This window comes from Pseudomonas salomonii, from assembly GCF_900107155.1.
GTDB lineage: Bacteria > Pseudomonadota > Gammaproteobacteria > Pseudomonadales > Pseudomonadaceae > Aquipseudomonas > Aquipseudomonas salomonii.
The window spans coordinates 1-23633 of the sequence record NZ_FNOX01000027.1; the positions used below are offsets into that span (position 1 = coordinate 1).

Sequence of the window (23633 nt, forward strand, 5' to 3'; positions counted from 1 at the left end):
CGCCTCCAACATCAACGGCAGCGCAGTCAGGGTGGATGACCTCAAAACGTTTTTGGTTCTTGCGCGTCATGACAATTCCTCGCAGGATTGAATGACGCGGGCGGGGTACACGGTGGCGAGCGGATTCACTCTCTTATACGTGGTCACAGCTTGCTGTGCCGACAATGACTCCACGCCGATACCGTGCAGGCCACTCTCCCACTCGGGTGCTGACACACCAGTGCTGGTTACGGCCTTTGTCCCGCCCGCGTTCTTCAACCTTACGATGAACCAGTTTGATGCGCGACAGCGCTACATCGAAGAGGTGGCGGGTCCTCCCACATAAACCAGCTCCCACATTTTGACCGCGTAAACTCAGTCCAGCATCGCTACATGTTTTGGATGACTGGCCACCCGCGCCAGCCACGCCTGCACACCCGGATAAGCGTCCAGCTCAAAACCACCCTCCTGGGCCACATGGGTATAGGCATACAACGCCACATCGGCGATGGAGAATTGATCACCCACCAGATACGGGGTCAATTGCAGTTGGCGCTCCATGACCTTAAGCGCCTTGTAGCCACCTTTGTGCAGCTTCTTGTATTCCTCAAGACGGTCTGCGGGCAAGCCCAGGTAAAACTGGATAAACCGCGCCACCGCAATGTACGGCTCGTGGCTGTACTGCTCGAAAAACTGCCACTGCAACACTTGTGTGCGCAGGCGTGGCTCGGCCGGCAAAAACTCGCTGCCATCGGCCAGGAAGTTGAGAATCGCGTTGGACTCCCACAGGCAGGTGCCGTCTTCAAGTTCCAGCACCGGGATCTTGCCATTCGGGTTCTTGGCCAGAAACTCGGCGGTCTGGGTGTCGCCCTTGAGGATGTCGACATCGATCCACTGGTACGGGATGCCCAGCAGGTTGAGCATCAATTTGACCTTGTAGCAGTTGCCCGACTTGTAATCGCCATAAACCTTGTACATGGGGCTCCCCTTATGCCGCTTGCGCGTGCTGTGCTTGACGGACTACCGCGGCCAGGCGCTTGAGACCTTCGTCCAGGCGGGCCGGGTCGATATGGCTGAAATTGAGGCGCAACGAGCCCAGGTGTTGGTCGGGCTCGGAAAAGAACGGTTCACCGGGCATGAACGCCACGTCCTGAGCCAATGCTTGCGCCAACAAGGTGCGGGTGTCGAGGGGTTGTTTCAAGGTCAGCCAGAAGAATAATCCACCTTGGGGCACTTGCCAGTCGGCCAAGTCGCCAAAGTGGCGCTCCAGCGCCGACTGGAATGCATCACGACGCTCGCGGTAAAAACTGCGCAATTGCAGCAGATGCAGCTGGTATTGCTCGGTGCCGATCCACTGCATGGCCTGCCACTGGCCAATGCGATTGGTGTGCAGGTCGGCCGATTGCTTGAGCTTGAGCAGGTGCGGGAACAAATCCTCGCTGGCGATCAGGTAACCGACGCGCAACCCCGGCAACAGGGTCTTGGAGACGGTGCCGGTGTAAATCCAGCTGGCTTTTTTCAAGCGCCCGGCGATGGGCTGGGCACTGGCGCCGTCGAATGTCAGCTCGCGGTAGGGCTCGTCTTCGATCAGGGTTACGCCGAACTCATCGAGCAAAGCGGCCACGGCTGCGCGCTTGGCCTCGCTGTAGCGCACCGCCGAAGGGTTCTGGAAGGTCGGGATGAGGTAGATGAACGCCGGGCGATGGCGTTCGAGGCTGGCGCGCAGGGCGGCCAGGTTCGGGCCGTCGGCCTCCAGTTGCACGGTGAGGCAATCGGCGCCGAACAGTTGGAAAATCTGCAAGGCGGCCAGGTAGGTCGGGCCTTCCAGCATGACTTGAGTGCCCTTGTCGATGTACAGCTTGGCTGCCAGGTCGAGGGTTTGCTGGGAGCCGCTGACCACCAGTACCTGGCTGGCCTGGCATGGCACGCCCAGGGCGCGGGCCTCGGCGGCGAGCAGTTCACGCAGTTGCGGCTCGCCTTCGCTCATGCCGTATTGGCCGATGTTCAGTGGCAGGTCATCCCAATTCAGGGCCGGCAACATGGCTTCGGCCGGCAGGCCACCGGCGAACGACATCACGTTCGGGCGCTGAGCTGCCGCGAGGATTTCACGGATCAAGGAGCTTTTGAGGCGCGTAACACGTTCAGAGAAGGCCATAGGGTCACCGGTAGCGAAGTCGGGGGCAAATACGTCAAACTGGTTGACCGAAATTACGATGACTTACATGGATACGTCAATATGCTTGACCTTAAAAACCAGGGCAGCCAGCAACAAGCCATGGAAGCCTTCTTCTTCGGCTACCAGGCCTTTACCGCCAAGGCCGACGAAATGCTCGAGCGCCGAGGCCTGAGCCGTGTGCATCAGCGCATCGTGTTTTTCATCGCGCGTTACCCGGCCTTGAGCGTGAAGGAGCTGCTGGAATTGCTTGGGGTGAGCAAGCAGGCGCTGAACATGCCGCTGCGCCAATTGCAGGAAATGCACTTGGTCGACAGCGTTGCGTCTGAGGCCGACAAGCGCAAGCGCCTGCTGGAACTGACTGAAGAAGGCCAACGTTTTGAGCAGTCATTGCGCCGCGAGCAGGTGAAGCTGTTGCAGCGCGCGTTCAGTGAAGCCGGTGAAGCGGCCGTGGCGGGATGGCTAGCCGTGAATCAAGCCCTCGCCGGCCAATGATTGTTCCCACGCTCTGCGTGGTAACACCGCCTAGGACGCTCCGCGTCCCGCCGCCTGACGCGGAGCGTCAGCAGATGCATTCCCACGCAGAGCGTGGGAACGATCAAGAGAAACGGCCCCGCATCCGCCTTTCATCCCCTTCCGCCGACAAAATCGAAAACATTATTTGCTTTATTTGTATACAAAAGCATAATTCGCTTCGTGCGAGTTCCTGACCTATTGGTCAACAAAACCCGCCAGTACCTCAAAGCGCTGCTGCCCACCTCTGTGACCGGCGCTGGAAATAACAATAAAACTCTTGAGGAGTACTTGCTGTGGATAGCCAAAAAACCGAAGCCCCTACGCTGGACCTCGCCCCACCGCAAGGCGGCTGGCTGGAACGCCTGTTCAAACTGCGCTTGCATGGCACCACAGTGAGAACCGAACTGATTGCCGGCCTCACCACCTTCATCACCATGGCCTACATCATCTTCGTCAACCCCAACATCATGGCCGACGCCGGTATCGATCACGGTGCGGCGTTCGTCGCCACCTGCATCGCCGCCGCGCTGGGCTGCCTGTTGATGGGGCTGTACGCCAACTGGCCGGTGGGATTGGCGCCGGGCATGGGCCTGAATGCGTTTTTCACCTACACCGTGGTCGGCACCATGGGCTACCACTGGGAAACCGCGCTGGGCGCAGTGTTTATTTCCGGCGTGCTGTTCATGGGCCTGACGCTGTCACGCGTGCGTGAATGGCTGCTCAACAGCATCCCCGTGAGCCTGCGCCATGCCATGGGCGCAGGCGTCGGCTTGTTCCTCGGCGTGATCGGCCTGAAGACCGCCGGCATCATCGTCGACAGCCCGGCCACCTTGATCAAGCTCGGTTCATTGCACGAACCTGCACCCTTACTGGCGGCCGTGTGCTTCCTGTTGATCGCGATCCTCAGCTACCACCGTGTGTTCGGCGCGATCCTGATCAGCATCATCGCCGTGACGCTCGCCGGTTGGGGCCTGGGCCTGGTGCACTACAACGGCATTCTCTCCACCCCACCGAGCCTGGCGCCGACCTGGATGGCCATGGACATAAAGGGTGTATTCAATGTCAGCATGATCAGCGTGGTATTCGCCTTTCTTTTTGTACACATGTTTGACACTGCAGGTACACTGATGGGCGTCGCGCAACGGGCCGGGCTGGTCAATGCCGATGGCAAGATCGATAACCTGTCCCGCGCGCTGAAGGCCGACAGTGCCTCCAGCGTATTTGGCGCCATGGTCGGTGTGCCGCCGGTGACCAGCTATGTGGAAAGTGCTGCGGGTGTGGCCGCAGGGGGGCGCACCGGGCTGACGGCGGTGACCGTGGGCATACTGTTTGTAGCGGCGATGTTTTTTGCGCCGCTGGCGGGGATGATTCCGGCGTATGCCACCGCCGGCGCGCTGATTTACGTGGCGATGCTGATGATGGCGAGCATGGCGCATATCAATTGGGATGAGGCCACCGACAGCATTCCGGCGATTGTTACCGCGATCATGATGCCGCTGACGTTTTCGGTTGCCGACGGCATCGCCCTGGGCTTTATCACTTACGTGGCGCTCAAGGCCGGCACCGGCAAGTACCGTGAAATTTCTGTCAGCCTGTGGGTGCTGTGCGCGATCTTTATCGCCAAGTTCGTCTTCCTGTAGTACGGGAACGGCTGAAAACCGCCTCACCTTCGGGTGGGGCTTTTTGCATATATAAGGGAGGGATGTCGATGAACCTGGATACCTGGCTGTTGTTCAGTGGTGCGGCGCTGGTGGTGATCCTGATCCCCGGGCCGCTGTCGCTGTTAATGATCAGCAATAGCCTCAACTACGGCCTGCGCCGCTCGTACCCGGCGTTTCTGGGCGGCGTGTTTGCGTCGATCTGCCTGCTGAGCGCCTCGGCATTGGGCCTGGGTGCGTTATTGCTGGCCTCCGAGCAGTTGTTCAGCGCCTTGAAAATCGTCGGCGCGCTGTACCTGTTTTACCTTGCCTGGCAGAGCTGGCAGCAATCACGGCAACCTGCCCGCGGCGCCGACGTGCCGCAGACGCCGCCAGTGCCGCGCTTTCGCGCGTTGTTCGGCCGCGCTTTTGTGCTGGGCGCCAGCAACCCCAAGGACATCCTGTTTTTTGCGGCCTTCCTGCCGCAATTTCTCAGCAGCCAGCAGCCCTTCCTGCCGCAACTGCTGATCATGATTGCCACCTGGACGGTGCTCGACTTGCTCTGCAAGCTGGCTTACGGCCTGGGCGCCCACGGTGCGGCGCGCTACCTGCGCAGTGGCGCGGGCCAGAGCTGGTTCAACCGCGTCAGTGCCGCACTGTTTGGCGGCGCAGCCACGGCAGCGCTACTCAAGGGCTGAACGGCGCGACTTTGGCAAAATACACGCTGGCGGGGCCTGCATAACGAACTCGCCACTGAATACCGGCAACGAGCCGGACCATACGGTTTTCTGCCATGGCTTGCTCAATGGCAGCAAACTCCGCCGAGTAGGGCGATTGCGAACGGATACGCTCGCGAAACCAGGCATCGGAGAGCTGCGGAGCCACCCTGGAGTTCAGGCTGACGTTGCGACTTTCGATCCAATTATTGAGCACAAAATAAACCGAGTTCGAATGCGCATGGGTGCAGTAAAAGTCACTCATACTGGTCCCGCCATGCCGCCGCGGGATTCCCCTGACCGTAAATCCATAGTGCTCCAGCATGTGCCTGACGGCCGTTTGAACCGCTTCCGAACGAAGTGCACCGTTGCCGCGGCTTCGCCTGAGCAACGTGGGGTCGAGGGCAAAGGGCGGAGTGAAATCCAGCCGCATGCCCCCCGGCGCGCCCCCATCTACCCCGATGTTAATGATGTTGGCGCCCGGCTCATCGGCAGGCCTTAGCATGCTCAGCAGATCGGGCATGCGGTTCGGGGTTTGCGGTTCCAGCCAACGGTCGAGCGTCGCCCGGATATTGAGTAAATGCGTGGCCGTCACCGTGGGTCCGGTGTCGGCCAATTCAGTCAGCCGGTCGGCAACAAACCGCCTGCTGCCCCGGGTCATCGCAGGAAAAATCCGCCCAATCGTGACGTCCAGGCGCTCGGTGAACAGCGGTTGATGGGGCGTCCACAGCCCATTGGCCCCCAGGGTCGCCGGTATCGGCTGCTCGGCAACCGCCACGCCCAGCCAGCGCTCCAGATCCACGGCTGCCCGAACGGAAATATCCTGGTTGCGCATAATAAAGACAATGCTCGAAGACGATGCATTAGTACCCTGGGGCAACAACCGATAGTAATCGGGCCCTAATCGCAAGAGGTCAAAGGCGGCAACACCCGCCGTCGCCGGCACCCGGTATATATGACGGCCCACGGGCGGCACTTCGGTCAGAGGGTCAGCACGCCGAAAGCCCCACGCCTGCCAGGCACTGTTGGCCACGGGCGAGGCGCGCAAAGCAGCTTCCGTGCGCGTGCGCGATGGCGGTGACCAATCCGTTACACCTCGGGTGGGCGCCCATGGTTGCCACACCTCTGAACTCGGCCCGGCCACCGGCGCATCGGCGCCTAACAGCCATTCATGGGGCTGTTCGATGTGCAGGATCAGTTCATCTTGCCCTTCTCCCTGGTTACTTTTCAGGCGCAGCCCCCGCTCGTTCTCGCGTCGGTAGACCGGGTAAACCTCGTTACCCTCGCGAATAAACTGCTGGCCATCTTTTACATACCGCCCTTTACCTCCCGGCCCCGCCAATTCAACGGCCCCCTCCAAACCACCCTGGGACTGGAAGTGCTCCAGCAAATGACGGGGTTTGAGCGGTACCGGTTTGAGGCCCGCGCGTGTTCCCCGCATGATCCCCTGATGGTGATGCAAACGCCCCAAAGCGACACGCGAAACGCGCGCGCCCTTCGTGGAAGGACCAAAAGATGTCATCACGTCGAAGAACGCAAGTAGCGTCAGGAACGCCACATCCACAGCGTCGTGGGCAGCCCCGCTGAAATGAAAGCGCCGCGCGGCAAGCAGCATTTCATAAAGGCTGACGCCAACGCCCAACACTGGAACAAAGCCCAGCAGACCGCGAATCGTCGCGTCGTGCTGCTCGCCCAAACGTTGCTCACGGTAGTGCTCCAGCGCCCGGGAAGACTGGGATTGGGCCTGGGCACGACGTTGCAGATCGAACACCTGCGCGTGGGCCAGCAACGCCAATGCATTGCCATAGGTGGTAGGCGCAGCCGCCAACCAATGTTCAGGCTGCGACTCAATCCGCTCTTTTATCAATGCTTCGACGCTTGCCTGGTCCACTGCCGGCGTCTTTGCCGGGGCCAAAAACAACTCCACAACCATGGCAATCAAACGATAGAGGCCGGGTTGTCCTGGCTCAAGCGAGTGAGGCCGGCGAGGTTGCACCTGCAAGTCTTCACCGGGGTAGCCGGCAAGCGCCTGCGCCTCCCAGCCGGGCGCCACCTGGCGCGCCAACGCCTGCTGGTTTTCGGCAAGTGCGCCGACGCGATTCATTGCCTTCTGCGCCTCGTCCAAACTGGCATACGCGACAATCACCCGACTGGCCGCAGCCATGGGCCAATACACCACGCAGAGCTTGGATAACCTGTCATGAATGAACAACAGGCCAGTGATGTGCCGATCATGTTCGGGGCTGGCGTCCATCAGGCGCAGCACCGCCAACTGGATGTCGAACGCGTCTGTTTTCAGGTCACTTGCCGACTCGGCTGCCAACGCCTGGGTAAACAGACGCTGGGCTGTCTCACTCAAGCCCTGCTGCACCGCAGAGTACAGCTGCATCTGGGCGCGCTGTCGCAAAGCCCTATAGACCAGGGCCTGGGACAGGCCTGAAGACTTGGCTTGAGTCGCCGCCGGAGGATAAAAAGTCCCGAGGATCAGCTTGTCGTACTCGCCACCCATGTCGAGCGAAGACAGGGTGTCGATCAGGTAACGCACACTCAAGCGCTCTTTCCAGGCCGGGTCCAGCCAGCGTGCACGATTCAACCGCCAGCGGGTCCAGGGCGCCTTGGGGTCGAGATTATGCAACGCCAATTGCAGCAGACTGAACGTGGTTCGCTGCGGGCTGACGGTCTTTTTGGTATCACGATCGCCCACTGCGCACTGACTCGACCAGCCGCACAATTGGGAACTGACATCATCGGGCAAATCCACCAGCGGTTTGTCGATATCCAGCTCAGGGTAAAAACCGTCCTGCGTCAATCGCGCCACCAGGGTTTTACGGGCGAATGACTCCAGGCTCGGCAAATCCCGCCAGAGTTTGCTCTCCACCGCAAAGGCATTGATCACATAGCGGCGTGACAACCGTTCGTAGTGTTTTCGCGTGCCGGCTGATGCAATGCCCAACCACGACGGGAGTTTTTGCGCTTGAGTGGCTGCTACCTGCAACAGGTTGATATTCACCAACGCCAGTGTGCGCGCATCATTGGCGGGTACTTGCAGGCACTCGAACAATTCCTGAGCCAGCACCATACGGCTCAACTGCGGATCGCTGATTTCACTGAACAACCTGACACCCTTGCCAATAAGCGTGTCCAACGCGGCGTGATGTCGCATCAGTTTGATGAACAGGTCTTTGAGTGCGGTGCGCTTGATGGCCTCGTAGCTCACCCCCACAGAGGCATTCTTGGGCAACCCATTGATCGTGGCCCGCGCCGCCTCGCGCTGATCACGTCCAATGCAGCGCCACAACACCGATCCGTCGCGGCTTTTCAGGCTGGCTTGAAGGCCCTTGGCAAACGCGTTCAAGTTATCAAAGGGCACCAGCCCGCCATACAGGCCCGTTACGCATAACAACACTGAGTGTGGGCCATTGGGCTGGGCCAAGGCTTCATGGGTGGTCACGAGCAACGCGCCCAGCAACGTGTACAACGGAGCGGGCGCGCTGCCGACGGTTACCTGCAACGCACAGGTATCAGCCGCACTGTCGCCGGGCACCCAGGAATCACTCAATACGGCGTTCAATCGCTCTACGTGCACAGAGGGCAACAGGTTCAACTGCTGCTGCATCCGGGCTTCCAGAAGCAACGCCCGGCGCAGGGCAGTGCCCACCAATGAACCGCGATTAGACGTGCCCAAAGGCTGCTCAAGCCAGAACGCCTTTTGAAACATCCGCTCGTGTGGTCCATGGGCTAATTGAGTCACTGTGCTCACGTGTTTCTGCCATTGCCGCTCAAGGCTCAAAAAGTTTTCATAGGGCGCACTGCTTTGGCTCACATCCGTGTGATCGAGCAGGGCCATCAGGCCTTTTTCGTAACGATTGAGCTGCGCTTCACGGGTCTTGAAGGCGAGATCCGGCGTCAGGCTCGCACACACAATCTCACCGAGGCGGCGCCGGCAATCCCACTCCAGCAAGGTGTCCAGGCTGTTTCCCAACAGGATGCTGCGCGCCATCCGGCGACGGCCTTTTTCGATAAATTTAAGCAAGCGTTGCACATCCGTAGCAGCGGGCTGCCCTGCACCTTGAATCCCCACAGCAGCAGGATTGATTGACAAGGCACAGGCCACCTCGTTATCCCACTGCGCCTCCAGCAGCTCGGTTGCACTGGCGAGCAGCGCGTCTTCCTGGTGCGCACCGATAAGCTGAAAGGCAAATGCCTGCGGCTTGACGCTTGGCGCGTCACACAGTTCATGCCAACGGCGCAGTGGCAAACACTGCCAAAGCACCTGACTCAAAGGACCGTTGACCAGTGCTGGCAGATCACATTGCAGGCGGTACCAGGAACTGAACTCGTAAAACTCGCGAATCAGACCCGGCAGGTAAATGACATGGAGCGTGTCCCCTGCGACGTCATCACGATAAATATGCAAAGCGCCCGGCACCGGGACCAGGGCGCGATTTGTGCCAGGCCATGCCACCCTGCTCACTTGAATACTCGCCCACTCGCCTGCGGCCTGACGGCGCGCATCGGCGCCAGGGATTTCCATGAGGGCGCGGACCAGCGCAAAGCCGCGGTCCGTCAGTTGATAAACGCGATGGGCCAGCAGTGCATTCTCGGCGAACAACGACTTTCGCAACCGGACCCAATGTTGTTTGCGTGTCAGCCACGATCCATAGGCCAGTTGCTGCCAATATGCTCGTCCAGCCCTCTCGATCTGCCCGAGCAACGCCAAGCCTTTCACACGTGCCAGCGCATCCCAGGCGGTAAACGGCACCGAGCGTGCGGGTTCACCCTTGATACTCAAGGACGTGAACTGGCTAATGTCGAGCGGCACATCGGGTTGAATCAGCAGCCCCAAGGCTTTTTCGGTCAGGTTATTGACCTTCAGGTGAAGGGGCGCCGGCCGGGATTCGGTGAACAGCAGCGTGTCGGGGTCAAGCGCAAAGGCTTTGCGCAATGCGCCACGGATAATGCCCAGCACTCTCGGCGCCCGCCCCATCAAGGTTCTCAGGGATTTTGCCGACGCTCTGGCACTGAGTTGTGCTTCGTGCAAGCGATTGATTTCATGACTGGGCTGCGAGACCTCGTTAAGCCGTCGGGTCACAAGCGTGCGAATCGCCGCATCACGCTCCGCGTCCAGGGTTTGCGGGTCATCAAAATCAAGCGCTTGGGCCGCAGCGAACTCAGCGGCCAACCAGGCGGTGGTGTCGGTACTCATGGCAGACTCTTCCGTACAGAAAAGCCGAGCCTAGGCACCTCGGCCGCCCCAAGTGCGTTACATAGTTGGGCGGCCCGTAAGCCATCGGGAATAAAAAAGCCCGCAGTGTGGGCGGGCAAAAAACCAACGAAGAGCTTTGGGGGTGTGAAGCGAGGTGACGACTCAGCTACCGCGATAGGTGGAGTAGCTGTAAGGCGAAATCAGTAACGGCACATGGTAGTGGTCCTGTTCGGCGCTGATGCCGAAGCGCAGCACCACCACGTCGAGGAAGGCCGGCTCCGGCAATTGCACGCCACGGGCGCGGTAGTAGTCGCCGGCGCTGAATTGCAGTTGGTACACACCGCTGCGGTAGTCGTCGCCTTGCAGCAGCGGCGCATCGCAGCGGCCGTCGCTGTTGGTGGTGGCGGTGGCCACCCGTTCCAGCTGCGCGCCGTTAACGCGATACAGCTCGACCTGAATATGGCTGCCGGGGCAGCCGTGTGCGGCGTCCAAAACGTGTGTGGTCAAACGTCCCATGGCGTCTACGCGCCTCCTTAAGTCAGTAGAAGATAAACCTGCACTTTTTCAGGGCATCAAAAAAGCTGGCGATGGCTGATTAAGACACTTTTTAAAAAAATTGTACACAATAAAAATCACAAAGTTTTGGATCACCCTGTCGGCGTTGCTCGGCGGAGCAATTGGCAAGTAAACCTTGCTTTTAAACGACCTTTTGTCCATTAGCTGACCAACCAGGCAAGTTTCTTGCTACACCCTTTTAACCGAGTGCTGCAGAAAAAATGCAGAAATGCAGGCTTACAAAGTGGCCGATAAGTTGTATACAATCACTCATCGCTGTGACGCCACCCAGTCTTTTCACTGCCCGGCCGCCACACACACTTGCTACCACGAACAAGAAGGAAGACTGCAGTGAGCGCTGACTACCCACGCGACCTGATCGGTTACGGCAGTAACCCTCCTCACCCCCACTGGCCGGGCAAGGCACGCATTGCGCTGTCGTTCGTACTCAACTACGAAGAAGGCGGTGAGCGCAACATTTTGCACGGTGACAAAGAGTCCGAAGCCTTCCTCTCGGAAATGGTCTCGGCCCAGCCGCTGCAAGGCGCACGCAACATGAGCATGGAGTCGCTGTACGAATACGGCAGCCGTGCCGGTGTGTGGCGCATCCTCAAGCTGTTTAAAGAATTCGATATCCCGCTGACCATCTTCGCCGTGGCCATGGCCGCCCAACGCCACCCGGATGTGATCCGCGCGATGGTCGAGGCCGGCCACGAGATCTGCAGCCACGGCTACCGCTGGATCGACTACCAGTACATGGACGAGGCCCAGGAACGCGAGCATATGCTCGAAGCCATCCGCATCCTCACCGAACTGACCGGCGAGCGTCCATTGGGCTGGTACACCGGCCGCACAGGCCCCAACACCCGTCGGCTGGTGATGGAGGAAGGCGGTTTCCTCTATGACTGCGACACCTATGACGACGACCTGCCCTACTGGGAACCCAACAACCCCACCGGCAAGCCGCACCTGGTGATCCCTTACACCCTGGACACCAACGACATGCGCTTCACCCAGGTGCAGGGCTTCAACAAGGGCGATGACTTTTTCGAGTACCTCAAGGACGCGTTTGACGTGCTGTACGCCGAAGGCGCCGAAGCACCGAAGATGCTTTCCATCGGCCTGCACTGCCGCCTGATCGGCCGCCCTGCGCGCCTGGCGTCGTTGAAGCGTTTTATCGAATACGCCAAAGGTCACGAACAGGTGTGGTTCACTCGCCGCGTCGATATTGCCCGGCACTGGCACGAAACCCACCCGTATACGGGAGCGGCGAAATGACTGCGTTCCAGACCCTGAAACCATCGACCTTAAGCCGCGACGCATTCGTCAACGCCTTTGCCGACATCTACGAACACTCGCCATGGGTGGCCGAAAAGGCCTTCGACCTGGGCCAGGACAGCTCGATCGATCAGATCGAAACCCTGCACCAGCGCATGAGCGATATTTTGTTGAGCGCCGATCATGCCCGCCAACTGGCGCTGATCAATGCTCACCCGGACCTGGCAGGCCGTGCGGCCGTCCAGGGCCAACTCACCCAAGCCAGCACCGATGAGCAAGCTGGCGCGGGGATTCACCAATGCACGGCCGAAGAGTTCTCGCGCTTCACCGAGCTGAACGACGCCTACAAGGCCAAGTTCAAGTTTCCCTTCATCATGGCGGTAAAAGGCAGCAACCGGCACCAGATCCTCGCCGCGTTTGAAACGCGCATTCACAACTCGGCAGACGCCGAGTTCAAATGCGCGCTGGCCGAGATCAACAAGATCGCGTTGTTCCGTTTACTGCCCCTCTAAACGACCATCCCCAGCCACTCTATTCAAGGCAGACAAGAAGAATGAAAGCGCAACCCGTACCTTTCGAAAAGTTCGTCAACCTGGCCGACGCCCGCCTGGGCACCAAGATCCTCTCGGTGACCGATGACTGGTTCGCTGACGCCAACCGCCTGTTCCAGCCAACCCCGGCCGTGTGGAAGGAGGGCGTTTTCGATGACAACGGCAAGTGGATGGACGGCTGGGAGTCACGCCGCAAGCGCTTCGAAGGCTACGACAGCGCAGTGATCCGCCTCGGCGTACCCGGCTCGATCAAGGGCGTGGACATCGACACTTCATTCTTCACCGGCAACTTCCCGCCATCGGCCTCTCTGGAAGCCTGCTACCTGGCCTCGGGCGAGCCGGACGCCGACACCCAGTGGGTGGAAGTGCTGTCGGCGGTGGAGCTGCAAGGCAACAGCCACCACTACCACGAGATCAACAACGACCAGTCCTTCAGCCACCTGCGTTTCAACATCTACCCGGATGGCGGCGTGGCGCGTCTGCGCGTGTACGGCGTGCCGTTCCGCGACTGGTCCTCGGTGGGCGACAACGAACAGGTCGACCTGGCTGCTGCGCTTAACGGCGGTCGCGCCCTGGCGTGCTCCGATGAACACTTCGGCCGCATGAGCAACATCCTCAACCCAGGCCGTGGCATCAACATGGGCGACGGCTGGGAAACCGCCCGTCGTCGCACGCCAGGCAATGACTGGGTGATCGTCGCATTGGGCCACCCCGGCGAGATCGAGAAAATCGTGGTCGACACCCTGCACTTCAAGGGCAACTACCCGGACACCTGCTCGATCCAGGGCGCCTTCGTAAAGGGCGGCACCGACAGCCAGATCGAAACCCAATCGCTGTTCTGGCGCGAACTGCTGCCTGCGCAGAAACTGGAAATGCACGCTGAACATACGTTTGCCGAGCAGATCAAGGCACTCGGCCCGATCACCCACATCCGCCTGAATGTGTTCCCGGATGGGGGTGTGAGCCGCCTGCGGGTGCTGGGCAAGGTTTCGAAGTAACACCCGATCGTTCCCACGCTCCGCGTGGGAATGCTTACCGTGACGCTCTGCGTCACAAGAGCGGACGCAGAGCGTCCGGGGCGGCGTTCCCACGCAGAGCGTGGGAACGATCCACAGAATTCGGATAAGAAGACAGCCATGCGCACACTCGTGATCGAACCCCTGACCAAAGAAGCCTTCGCCCCTTTCGGAGACGTTATCGAAACCGATGGCAGCGACCACTTCATGATCAACAACGGGTCGACCATGCGCTTTCACAAGCTGGCCACGGTAGAAACCGCCCAGCCTGAAGACAACGCGATCATCAGCATCTTCCGCGCCGACGCGCAGGACATGCCGCTGACCGTGTGCATGCTGGAGAGACACCCGCTGGGCAGCCAGGCTTTCATTCCGCTGCTCGGCAACCCCTTTCTGATCGTGGTCGCGCCACTTGGCGATGAACCTGTATCGGGCTTGGTCCGCGCCTTCGTCACCAACGGCAGGCAGGGCATTAATTACCATCGCGGCGTCTGGCACCACCCGGTGCTGACGATCGAAAAGCGGGATGACTTCCTGGTGGTTGATCGCAGTGGCACAGGCAATAACTGCGATGAGCATTTTTTCAAAGAGGATGAGCGGTTGATCCTCGCCCCCCACCAATAAGAGAAGGCTTGATCACCCGACAACAAGGGTGACAGGCGAGAGGTAAAGACTGTGGAAGCACATTTGATGGAATGGCTGAACCTTAGCGTGCGCTGGGTTCACATGATCACTGGCGTCGCGTGGATCGGCGCTTCCTTCTATTTTGTCTGGCTGGAAAACAACCTTAATCGCGTCAACCCAAAGGACGGCCTGGCCGGTGACTTATGGGCGATCCACGGTGGCGGTATCTACCACCTGGAAAAATACAAACTGGCCCCGCCGACCATGCCGGACAACCTGCATTGGTTCAAATGGGAAGCCTATTTCACCTGGATGTCGGGCATCGCGCTGCTGTGCGTAGTGTTCTACGCCAACCCGACCTTGTACCTGCTGGCCCCGGGCAGCAGCCTCAGCGGTCCCGAAGGCGTGTTGCTGGGCATTGGCTCACTGTTCGTCGGCTGGTTCATCTACTCCTTCCTGTGCGACTCGGCACTGGGCAAACGCCCTGCCCTGCTCGGCTTTATCCTGTTTGTGCTGCTGATTGCAGCGGCCTACGGCTTCAGCAAGGTGTTCAGCGGCCGTGGCGCCTACCTGCACGTGGGCGCGGTGATCGGCACCATCATGGTCGGCAACGTGTTCCGCATCATCATGCCCGCCCAGCGCGCATTGGTGGCGGCCATCGCCGAGAACCGCACACCTGACCCGGCGCTGCCGGCCAAAGGCTTGCTGCGTTCGCGCCACAACAACTACTTCACCTTGCCGGTGCTGTTCATCATGATCAGCAACCACTTCCCGAGCACCTACGGCAGCCAATACAACTGGCTGATCCTGGCCGGGATCGCGGTGGCGGCGGTGTTGGTGCGTCACTACTTCAACACGCGGCATAACAGCCAGAAGTATGCGTGGACCTTGCCGGTGGGCGCGTTGGCGATGATTTGCCTGGCTTACGTGACCGGTCCCAAACCGGTTTCGACTGCCCCGGATGTGGCCAAGGCGCCCGCGGCCATCGAATACCAACCCTTGCCGGAAACCGCATTGGGCGGTGGTTTGAAACCTGCCGCGCCAGCCGCACCCGCTGCAGAACCTGCTGCGGCACCGGCCCAGGCGACGATTGATTTCGACAAGGTGCATGGCGTGATCCAGGAACGCTGCGCCGTGTGCCACTCGGCCAAGCCCACCAGCCCGCTGTTCAGCACCGCCCCAGCCGGCGTGATGTTCGATACCCCGGCGCAGATCCAGCAGCAGGCGGCGCGCATTCAAGCGCAGGCCGTGGCCAGCCAGATCATGCCGCTGGGCAACATCACCCAGATGACCCAGCAGGAGCGCGATTTGATCGGCACCTGGATCAACCAGGGGGCGCGCACCAACTGACAGCCTGCTGTAGATCTGAATGTGGGAGCGGGCTTGCTCGCGAATGCGGTGGTTCAGTCACCTGAAGTGCTGAATGACACACCGTATTCGCGAGCAAGCCCGCTCCCACAGGGGATATGCAGTGTTTGAGATATACCGTTTCAAATGGCAATTGAATGCCGAACAACACAACAATAAAAAGATCCGAGGTGTTGCATGACCGAGTTAGTCGAACCGCAGATTCCCGCCGCACCCGCCATGGTGCGGCTGCCCCTCTTGCAACTGATTCTGGTAGGCCTGCAACACGTCTTGCTGATGTACGGCGGCGCCGTCGCCGTACCCCTGATCATTGGCCAGGCCGCAGGGCTTAGCCGTGAAGAAATCGCCTTTCTGATCAACGCCGACCTGCTCGTGGCGGGTATCGCCACCATGGTGCAGTCTTTCGGCATCGGCCCGGTGGGCATTCGCATGCCGGTGATGATGGGCGCCAGTTTCGCCGCCGTCGGCAGCATGGTGGCCATGGCCGGCATGCCGGGTATCGGCCTGCAGGGCATCTTCGGCGCGACCATCGCTGCCGGTTTTTTCGGCATGCTGATCGCGCCGTTCATGTCCAAGGTTGTGCGGTTTTTCCCGCCGTTGGTAACCGGCACCGTGATCACTGCCATCGGCCTGTCGCTGTTCCCCGTGGCCGTGAACTGGGCCGGTGGCGGCAGCGCTGCTGCAACGTTTGGCTCGCCGGTTTACCTGGCGATTGCCGCACTGGTACTGGCGACCATCTTGCTGATCAACCGTTTCATGCGCGGCTTCTGGGTGAATATCTCGGTGCTGATCGGCATGGCGCTCGGCTATGGCTTGTGCGGCCTGCTTGGCATGGTCGACCTCGGCGGCCTGGCCCAGGCGCCGTGGGTGCAGGTGGTGACGCCATTGCATTTCGGCATGCCCAAGTTCGAGTTGGCGCCGATCCTGTCGATGTGCCTGGTGGTGGTGATCATCTTCGTCGAGTCCACCGGGATGTTCCTGGCGCTGGGCAAAATCACCGGCCAGGCAGTCACGCCAAAGATGCTGCGCCGTGGCTTGCTGTGTGACGCCGGCGCCTCATTCTTCGCCGGTTTCTTCAACACCTTTACCCACTCCTCATTCGCCCAGAATATCGGCCTGGTGCAGATGACCGGCGTGCGTTGCCGCTCGGTGACGATCATGGCCGGAGCGTTCCTGATTGTGCTCAGCCTGCTGCCCAAAGCCGCGCTTCTGGTGGCGTCGATTCCACCGGCAGTATTGGGCGGCGCCGCCATTGCCATGTTCGGCATGGTCGCAGCGACCGGCATCAAGATCCTGCAGGAGGCCGACATTGCCGACCGCCGCAACCAGTTGCTGGTGGCGGTCAGCATCGGCATGGGCCTGATCCCGGTGGTGCGTCCGGAGTTCTTCGCGCAGTTGCCTTTGTGGATGAGCCCGATTACCCACAGCGGAATCGCCATGGCCACCCTCAGCGCCTTGTCGCTGAACATCCTGTTCAACATCCTCGGCGGTTCGGAACGCCCCGCTGTCGCCCACACGCATTGATTTGGCCTGTTAGCAAAAAACAACAAAAATAATAACCGACAGGAAATACCCACATGCACCCCATTCACCTGGGGCCGGCCACAAGCCGCGCCCCATTCTCGCCCCCTGCGCTCTCTAACAGCGCACTTGAGCCAAGGCCTGGGAGCCAGTATTCTCCGCGCCCGCTCGAATCGACTCAAAAAAAAACAGCGAATGTAAAAGCTGACTGCAGGGCCAACTTATCCTGGCCCAATGTCTGCGGCCAACGTGCAGAAAAAACCACCGGATTCGACTGCATCAAGTGCAGCCGAAGGCCTTTTATTGGCTTTTTAAACACCTTGGCGCAGCTCTTGCTAAAAGCACTAAAGCTGACCAAACAGACGATTTTTGCAGCGAACCAAAAGGCGCCACACCAGAGCGCCTGCGTAGAAAAACAACCATAAAACTTTGACTCGGGAGCAACCGAATGAAACCTATGTTCAAAGGCCTGATGCTGGCAGGATCCCTGCTGGCCGGCGGCCAAGCTGTGGCAGGCGACTTGTTGCAGTGGCAGAACAACAGCCTGACGTACCTGTGGGGCAAAAACTTCACCGTCAACCCGCAGATCCAGCAAACCGTCACCTTCGAGCACGCCGATGCGTGGAAGTACGGCGACAACTTCCTGTTCGTCGACCGCATCTTTTACAACGGCAAGGAAGACGGCAACGTCGGCCCAAGTACTTACTACGGCGAGTTCAGCCCGCGCTTGTCGTTCGGCAAGATCTTTGACAAAGACCTCTCATTCGGCCCGATCAAAGATGTGCTGCTGGCCTTCACTTACGAGTTCGGCGAAGGCGATAACGAGTCGTACCTGCTGGGCCCGGGCTTTGACTTGAACATCCCTGGCTTCGACTACTTCCAGTTGAACTTCTACCAGCGCCAGACCGAAGGCAATCGCCCGGGTGATGGCGTGTGGCAGATCACCCCGGTGTGGTCGTACACCATTCCCGTGGGCAACTCCAACGTGCTGATCGACGGCTTTATGGACTGGGTGGTGGACAACGACAGGAACGCCCGTGGCACTTACCACGCCAACCTGCACTTCAACCCACAGGTCAAATACGACCTGGGCAAGGCGCTGCATTGGGGCGAGAAGCAGCTGTATGTCGGCTTCGAATATGACTACTGGAAGAACAAGTACGGGATCGAAGATTCCGGCGCGTTCAAGACTAACCAGGACACGGCGAGCTTCCTGGTCAAGTATCACTTCTAAGCATTAGTGAAAATCAAATGTGGGAGCGGGCTTGCTCGCGAATGCGGTGTGTCAGTCACTGAATCTGCTGACTGATCCACCGCATTCGCGAGCAAGCCCGCTCCCGCATTTAGTTCACCGTCAGCCCAAGGAATTTGGACAATTCCTCGCGCTTGGCCAGCGCGTCTTTCCTGCCCAGTTCAATCAACTCGCTGCAATACCCCGCCTCGAACAGCAAGTAACTCAACACCCCCGCGCCACTGGTCCTGGTCGCCCCCGGACCGCGCAAAAACAAACGCAACGCCGCCGGCAACTCCTGCCGATGCCGCGCTGCGATTTCATCGATCGGCTGGCTGGGTGCAATCACCAGCACCTCTACCGGCGCCAGCCCAGGTGCAACATGGCTGAATTGGTTCAGACGCTCCAACAGTTCGATATCGCTTTCCAGGCTGTCAATGAACGTGCTGTTGAGCATATGCCCACCAATCTGCGCCAAGGTCGGCTCCTGGCCGGTGTAGGTACGCTGCATCGAAGGTTCATTGCCCCGCGGGTTGCCGCTCACGCCCACCACCAGCACCCGGCTGGCCCCCAGGTGCAGGGCCGGGCTGATGGGCGCGGATTGGCGCACGGCACCGTCACCGAAATATTCCTGATCGAGCTTGACCGGCGCAAACAGCAAGGGGATCGCAGAGCTGGCCAGCAAGTGCTCAACCGTCAGTTGGGTCGGCACACCGATGCGCCGATGACGCAGCCAGGCATCGATCTTGCCGCCGCCCTGATAGAAGGTCACCGCTTGCCCGGACTCATAACCAAAGGCCGTGACCGCGACCGCATGCAGATGCTTGTTGCCGATCGCCTCATCAATGCCGTGCAGGTGCAGTTTGTCGTTGAGCAAGTCGCGCAACGGCGTACTGTTGAGCAACGCCACCGGTACCTGGGCACCCAGGCCCAACAGGCTATGGATAAAAAAACGGCTGGCCTGGTGCACCACGCCCGGCCAATCGCTGCGCAATACCAGATGGCTGCGAAAGCCCTGCCAGAACGCGGTAAGGCGTTGGATGGCCGCCGTGAAATCCGTGGCGCCACTGGCCAGGCTCACCGCGTTGATCGCGCCGGCCGAGGTGCCGACAATCACCGGAAAAGGATTCGGCGCCCCCGGCGGCAGCAACTCGGCAATCGCCGCCAGTACGCCCACCTGATACGCCGCTCGCGCCCCGCCACCGGAAAGAATCAAGCCTGTGACCGGTTCAGCTGGGCGCATTGCGTCACTCCCTGGAAGAAAAGTAGCGGTTACCGGCGGCGCGGTTCGTACAGCTTAGCCTCGCCGGGCGGTCGGCTCTTGAAACGCCGATGCGTCCACAGGTACTGCTCGGGGCATTCGCGCACCGAGGCTTCGACCCACTGGTTGATGCGCAGGCAGTCAACCTCGTCGCTCTCACCGGGGAAGTCGCTCAACGGCGGGTGGATCACCAGGCGGTAACCGCTGCCATCGGCCAGGCGCTCCTGGGTGAACGGCATCACCAGCGCCTTGCCCAGCCGCGCAAACTTGCTGGTGGCGGTCACGGTAGCGGCCTGGATGCCGAACAGCGGTACAAAAATACTTTGCTTGGCGCCGTAGTCCTGATCCGGCGCATACCAGATGGCGCGGCCCGAACGCAGCAGCTTGAGCATGCCGCGCACGTCGTCGCGCTCTACCGCCAGGGAATCGAGGTTATGCCGCTCACGGCCACGGCGCTGAATAAAGTCGAACAGCGGGTTGCCGTGCTCGCGGTACATGCCATCGATGGTGTGCTTCTGCCCGAGCAGGGCCGCGCCGATTTCCAGGGTGGTGAAGTGCAAGGCCATCAGGATCACACCCTTGCCATCCAGATGCGCCTGCTTCAAATGCTCAAGCCCTTCGACATGGGCCAGGCGCGCCAGGCGCGACTTGGGCCACCACCAGCTCATGGCCATCTCGAAGAAAGCGATGCCGGTGGACGCGAAGTTTTCCTTGAGCAGCCGTTTACGTTCCTTGGCGGATTTTTCCGGGAAGCACAGCTCGAGGTTGCGCGCGGCGATGCGGCGGCGATCAGCGGCCACGCGGTACATGCCGGCGCCAAGTAATCGACCAATGGTCAGCAATGCACGGTAGGGCAACAGGGTCATCAGCCACAACAGGCCGAGTCCCAGCCATAACAGCCAAAAGCGCGGGTGAAAAAATACAGCTCGAAAACGCGGGCGATCCATTACAGATTCCGGTAAAGACAAGGGCCGCGCATTCTACAACGTTCGACTCGGCTTGCGGCCCGCGGATGTTCTCGTTATAAGTCTCGACACTTTTCGTGACAAGCCGCTTTTGCCGACCATGAGCCAAACCGAACCGCTAGACCAAGATCCCGTGTTCCAGCTGAAAGGCAGCATGCTCGCCATTACCGTGCTGGAACTGGCCCGCAACGACCTCGACGCCCTGGACCGCCAGCTCGCCGCCAAGGTCGCCCTGGCGCCGAACTTCTTCAACAATGCCCCGCTGGTCCTGGCCCTGGACAAACTCCCGGCCGGCCAGGGCGCGATTGATTTGCCCGGCCTGATGCGCGTCTGCCGCTCCCATGGTTTGCGCACCCTGGCGATTCGTGCCAGCCGCATCGAAGACATTGCCGCGGCCATCGCTATTGAACTGCCCGTATTGCCACCTTCCGGTGCCCGCGAGCGCCCGCTCGAACCGCTGGAAGGTGAAGTGAAGAAAAAACCGGAAAAACCGCCGGAACCTGCGGTCAAGCCTACAAAGATCATCACCTCCCCCGTACGCGGCGGGCAGCAGATTTACGCCCAGGGTGGCGACCTGGTGGTGATCTCCTCGGTAAGCCCCGGGGCGGAACTTCTGGCCGATGGCAACATCCATGTATACGGCCCCATGCGCGGACGTGCCCTCGCCGGCATCAAGGGCGATACCAAGGCGCGGATTTTTTGCCAGCAGTTGAGCGCTGAGCTAGTGTCCATCGCAGGCCAGTACAAGGTTTCAGAAGATTTGCGCCGTGATCCGCTGTGGGGGGCCGGGGTGCAGGTCAGCCTGTCGGGCGATGTGTTGAACATCATCCGTCTTTAACGGATACTGCCGCATTTTCCAAGCATCTCTAGACTCTGATAGCAAAGCGAAACCGGCAAGACTTGTGTAGGAATTATTGGAAGTTGGCGTTTCCCCGTGGAAACCACATCTTTTTCCTACAAAGGCTGTCCGCCTGCAGCGAGTTCCAAGAGATGTTTTTCAGGGGCTGAAAAGTCCTTTTTCCTTAGGGGTGAAACACCTTGGCCAAGATTCTCGTGGTTACATCCGGCAAGGGTGGTGTGGGTAAGACCACCACCAGCGCCGCTATCGGTACCGGCCTCGCTCTGCGCGGCCATAAAACAGTCATCGTCGACTTCGACGTCGGTTTGCGTAACCTCGACCTGATCATGGGCTGCGAACGCCGCGTGGTGTACGACTTCGTCAACGTGGTGAACGGCGAAGCCAACCTGCAACAGGCCCTGATCAAGGACAAGCGCCTTGAGAACCTGTACGTGCTGGCCGCCAGCCAGACCCGCGACAAAGACGCGCTGACCAAAGAAGGCGTAGGCAAAGTCCTCGCCGAACTGAAAGAAACCTTCGAATACGTGGTGTGCGACTCCCCGGCCGGTATCGAGACCGGTGCTCACCTGGCGATGTACTTCGCCGATGAAGCCATCGTCGTCACCAACCCGGAAGTCTCCTCGGTACGTGACTCGGACCGCATGCTCGGCCTGTTGGCCAGCAAGTCCCAGCGCGCCGAAAAAAATCAAGACCCGATCAAGGAGCACTTGCTGCTCACCCGCTACAACCCTGAGCGCGTCAGCAACGGCGAAATGCTTGGTGTTGAAGACGTGAAGGAAATCCTCGCAGTGACCCTGCTGGGCGTGATTCCGGAATCCCAGGCGGTCCTCAAGGCTTCCAACCAAGGTGTTCCGGTGATTCTCGACGACCAGAGCGACGCCGGCCAGGCGTACAGCGATGCAGTTGATCGCTTGCTGGGCAAGACCGTGGAACATCGCTTCCTCGATGTTAAGAAGAAGGGATTCTTCGAGCGTATCTTTGGAGGCAACTAAACAATGAAATTTCTCGACTTCTTTCGCGCCAACAAAAAGCCAAGTACCGCGTCGGTAGCGAAAGAGCGTCTACAGATCATCGTGGCGCACGAACGCGGCCAACGCAGTACCCCGGACTACCTGCCAGCCTTGCAGAAGGAACTGGTCGAGGTGATCCGCAAGTACGTCAATATCGGCAACGATGACGTGCATGTCGCCCTGGAAAACGACGGCAGCTGCTCGATTCTGGAACTCAATATCACCCTGCCTGATCGTTAATCGAACAGGCGGCCGCCACGGCGGCTCGATCACCTTGATCCCATTCGGGAACCGGGTGGACGAGCCGCCGTTGGCGTTTGTTACGAGGCTGTTTAATGCCGCTGTCCACTATTCATATCCTGCATCAGGACGCCGCCGTCCTGGTGGTGAACAAGCCGACCCTGCTGCTCTCGGTGCCTGGCCGCGCCGATGACAACAAAGACTGCCTGATCACCCGGCTGCAGGAAAACGGCTACCCCGAAGCCCGTATCGTGCATCGCCTGGACTGGGAAACCTCAGGGATCATCCTGCTCGCGCGCGACGCCGACAGTCACCGCGAACTGTCGCGTCAGTTTCACGACCGCGAAACCGAAAAGGCCTACACCGCCCTGGCCTGGGGCCAGCCGGAACTGGACAGCGGCAGCATCGACCTGCCCTTGCGCTACGACCCGCCGACCAAGCCCCGCCACGTGGTCGACCATGAGTTCGGCAAGCATGCGCTGACCTTCTGGAAGGTGCTGGAGCGTTGTGGCGACTGGTGCCGCGTGGAGCTCACACCGATCACCGGGCGTTCGCACCAGTTGCGGGTGCACATGTTGTCGATCGGCCATCCGCTGCTCGGTGATGGTTTGTACGCCCATGAACAAGCCCTGGCCGCCTGGCCGCGTCTGTGCCTGCATGCGAGCATGTTGAGCTTTACGCACCCGCAAAGCGGCGAGCGGTTGCGCTTTGAGTGCCCCGCCCCCTTCTAAAGTTGGCAATGCATTAAATGTGGGAGGACCCGCCACCTCTTCGATGTAGCGCTGTCGCGCATCAAACTGGTTCATCGTAAGGTTGAAGAACGCGGGCGGGGCAAAGGCCGTAACCAGCACTGGTGTGTCAGCACCCGAGTGGGAGAGTGGCCTGCACGGTATCGGCGTGGAGTCATTGTCGGCACAGCAAGCTGTG

21 protein-coding genes are annotated in these 23633 nt (G+C 60.0%); 15 read left to right on the forward strand and 6 right to left on the reverse strand.

Annotated elements, in window-relative coordinates:
• Nucleotides 1–354: 354 nt before the first annotated feature.
• Nucleotides 355–957, reverse strand: coding sequence for a glutathione S-transferase family protein (locus BLV67_RS31700; RefSeq protein ID WP_056861112.1), 603 nt, complete (start codon nucleotides 955–957; stop codon nucleotides 355–357).
• A gap of 10 nt (nucleotides 958–967) precedes the next feature.
• Nucleotides 968–2134, reverse strand: a complete 1167-nt coding sequence (locus tag BLV67_RS31705; RefSeq protein WP_069786381.1) for an aminotransferase-like domain-containing protein — start codon at nucleotides 2132–2134, stop codon at nucleotides 968–970.
• 81 nt (nucleotides 2135–2215) lie between these two features.
• Between BLV67_RS31705 and BLV67_RS31710 the strand changes: the two genes are divergently transcribed.
• The 3 genes from BLV67_RS31710 to BLV67_RS31720 all read left to right on the forward strand — a co-directional run bounded on the left by BLV67_RS31710 (nucleotide 2216) and on the right by BLV67_RS31720 (nucleotide 5003).
• On the forward strand, nucleotides 2216–2647 hold the full coding sequence (locus BLV67_RS31710) for a MarR family winged helix-turn-helix transcriptional regulator (protein WP_065911474.1): 432 nt from the start codon (nucleotides 2216–2218) through the stop codon (nucleotides 2645–2647).
• A 314-nt stretch (nucleotides 2648–2961) separates the two neighbouring features.
• Entirely contained in the window at nucleotides 2962–4308 is a 1347-nt protein-coding gene (locus BLV67_RS31715; RefSeq protein WP_065911476.1) for an NCS2 family permease, read from the forward strand.
• A 68-nt stretch (nucleotides 4309–4376) separates the two neighbouring features.
• On the forward strand, nucleotides 4377–5003 hold the full coding sequence (locus tag BLV67_RS31720; protein ID WP_065911478.1) for a LysE family translocator: 627 nt from the start codon (nucleotides 4377–4379) through the stop codon (nucleotides 5001–5003).
• Here the strand turns inward: BLV67_RS31720 and BLV67_RS31725 are convergent.
• Nucleotides 4993–10227: a dermonecrotic toxin domain-containing protein gene (locus BLV67_RS31725; protein ID WP_083269322.1), complete on the reverse strand. Its 5235-nt coding sequence runs from the start codon at nucleotides 10225–10227 to the stop codon at nucleotides 4993–4995. The genes BLV67_RS31720 and BLV67_RS31725 overlap by 11 nt on opposite strands.
• Before the next feature lie 162 nt (nucleotides 10228–10389).
• Nucleotides 10390–10743 (reverse strand): hydroxyisourate hydrolase, encoded by a 354-nt coding sequence (gene uraH / locus BLV67_RS31730; RefSeq protein ID WP_065911480.1) that lies wholly within the window; start codon nucleotides 10741–10743, stop codon nucleotides 10390–10392.
• Between the two features lie 390 nt (nucleotides 10744–11133).
• Here uraH and puuE point away from each other — a divergent pair, with 390 nt between their 5' ends.
• From puuE to BLV67_RS31770, 8 genes are all read left to right on the forward strand, one after another.
• Nucleotides 11134–12060: an allantoinase PuuE gene (puuE, locus tag BLV67_RS31740; protein WP_065911482.1), complete on the forward strand. Its 927-nt coding sequence runs from the start codon at nucleotides 11134–11136 to the stop codon at nucleotides 12058–12060.
• Nucleotides 12057–12572 carry a 2-oxo-4-hydroxy-4-carboxy-5-ureidoimidazoline decarboxylase gene (gene uraD / locus BLV67_RS31745; protein ID WP_069786380.1) on the forward strand — a complete coding sequence of 172 codons (516 nt, stop codon included), beginning with the start codon at nucleotides 12057–12059 and terminating at the stop codon, nucleotides 12570–12572. Before puuE ends, uraD begins: the two co-directional genes overlap by 4 nt.
• A gap of 41 nt (nucleotides 12573–12613) precedes the next feature.
• Nucleotides 12614–13609: an allantoicase gene (alc, locus tag BLV67_RS31750; RefSeq protein ID WP_069786379.1), complete on the forward strand. Its 996-nt coding sequence runs from the start codon at nucleotides 12614–12616 to the stop codon at nucleotides 13607–13609.
• Between the two features lie 138 nt (nucleotides 13610–13747).
• Nucleotides 13748–14251, forward strand: coding sequence for an ureidoglycolate lyase (locus BLV67_RS31755; protein WP_056861103.1), 504 nt, complete (start codon nucleotides 13748–13750; stop codon nucleotides 14249–14251).
• A 51-nt stretch (nucleotides 14252–14302) separates the two neighbouring features.
• Nucleotides 14303–15601, forward strand: coding sequence for a urate hydroxylase PuuD (locus tag BLV67_RS31760; RefSeq protein ID WP_017137850.1), 1299 nt, complete (start codon nucleotides 14303–14305; stop codon nucleotides 15599–15601).
• 195 nt (nucleotides 15602–15796) lie between these two features.
• Nucleotides 15797–17143, forward strand: a complete 1347-nt coding sequence (locus BLV67_RS31765; protein ID WP_069786378.1) for a nucleobase:cation symporter-2 family protein — start codon at nucleotides 15797–15799, stop codon at nucleotides 17141–17143.
• Nucleotides 17144–17196: 53 nt separating this feature from the next.
• A complete protein-coding gene (locus tag BLV67_RS32835) occupies nucleotides 17197–17565 on the forward strand; it encodes a hypothetical protein (protein ID WP_139114023.1) in 369 nt (122 codons plus the stop codon).
• A gap of 23 nt (nucleotides 17566–17588) precedes the next feature.
• Entirely contained in the window at nucleotides 17589–18374 is a 786-nt protein-coding gene (locus tag BLV67_RS31770) for an outer membrane protein OmpK (protein WP_017137852.1), read from the forward strand.
• A 109-nt stretch (nucleotides 18375–18483) separates the two neighbouring features.
• Here the strand turns inward: BLV67_RS31770 and BLV67_RS31775 are convergent, their stop codons facing one another.
• Together BLV67_RS31775 and BLV67_RS31780 are read right to left on the reverse strand one after the other, a co-directional pair.
• Nucleotides 18484–19614, reverse strand: coding sequence for a patatin-like phospholipase family protein (locus tag BLV67_RS31775; RefSeq protein WP_069786377.1), 1131 nt, complete (start codon nucleotides 19612–19614; stop codon nucleotides 18484–18486).
• A gap of 29 nt (nucleotides 19615–19643) precedes the next feature.
• Entirely contained in the window at nucleotides 19644–20579 is a 936-nt protein-coding gene (locus BLV67_RS31780; RefSeq protein ID WP_065911492.1) for a lipid A biosynthesis lauroyl acyltransferase, read from the reverse strand.
• Nucleotides 20580–20697: 118 nt separating this feature from the next.
• On the opposite strand from BLV67_RS31780, the gene minC reads away from it, so the two are divergent.
• The 4 genes from minC to BLV67_RS31800 all read left to right on the forward strand — a co-directional run bounded on the left by minC (nucleotide 20698) and on the right by BLV67_RS31800 (nucleotide 23437).
• The gene (gene minC / locus BLV67_RS31785; protein ID WP_017137855.1) at nucleotides 20698–21435 is read left to right on the forward strand and encodes a septum site-determining protein MinC; all 738 of its coding nucleotides are present in this window, start codon (nucleotides 20698–20700) and stop codon (nucleotides 21433–21435) included.
• A 200-nt stretch (nucleotides 21436–21635) separates the two neighbouring features.
• On the forward strand, nucleotides 21636–22448 hold the full coding sequence (gene minD, locus BLV67_RS31790) for a septum site-determining protein MinD (RefSeq protein WP_056861097.1): 813 nt from the start codon (nucleotides 21636–21638) through the stop codon (nucleotides 22446–22448).
• A gap of 3 nt (nucleotides 22449–22451) precedes the next feature.
• On the forward strand, nucleotides 22452–22706 hold the full coding sequence (gene minE, locus BLV67_RS31795; protein ID WP_003175252.1) for a cell division topological specificity factor MinE: 255 nt from the start codon (nucleotides 22452–22454) through the stop codon (nucleotides 22704–22706).
• A 95-nt stretch (nucleotides 22707–22801) separates the two neighbouring features.
• Nucleotides 22802–23437 (forward strand): RluA family pseudouridine synthase, encoded by a 636-nt coding sequence (locus tag BLV67_RS31800; protein WP_056861096.1) that lies wholly within the window; start codon nucleotides 22802–22804, stop codon nucleotides 23435–23437.
• The last annotated feature ends 196 nt before the right edge of the window (nucleotides 23438–23633 follow it).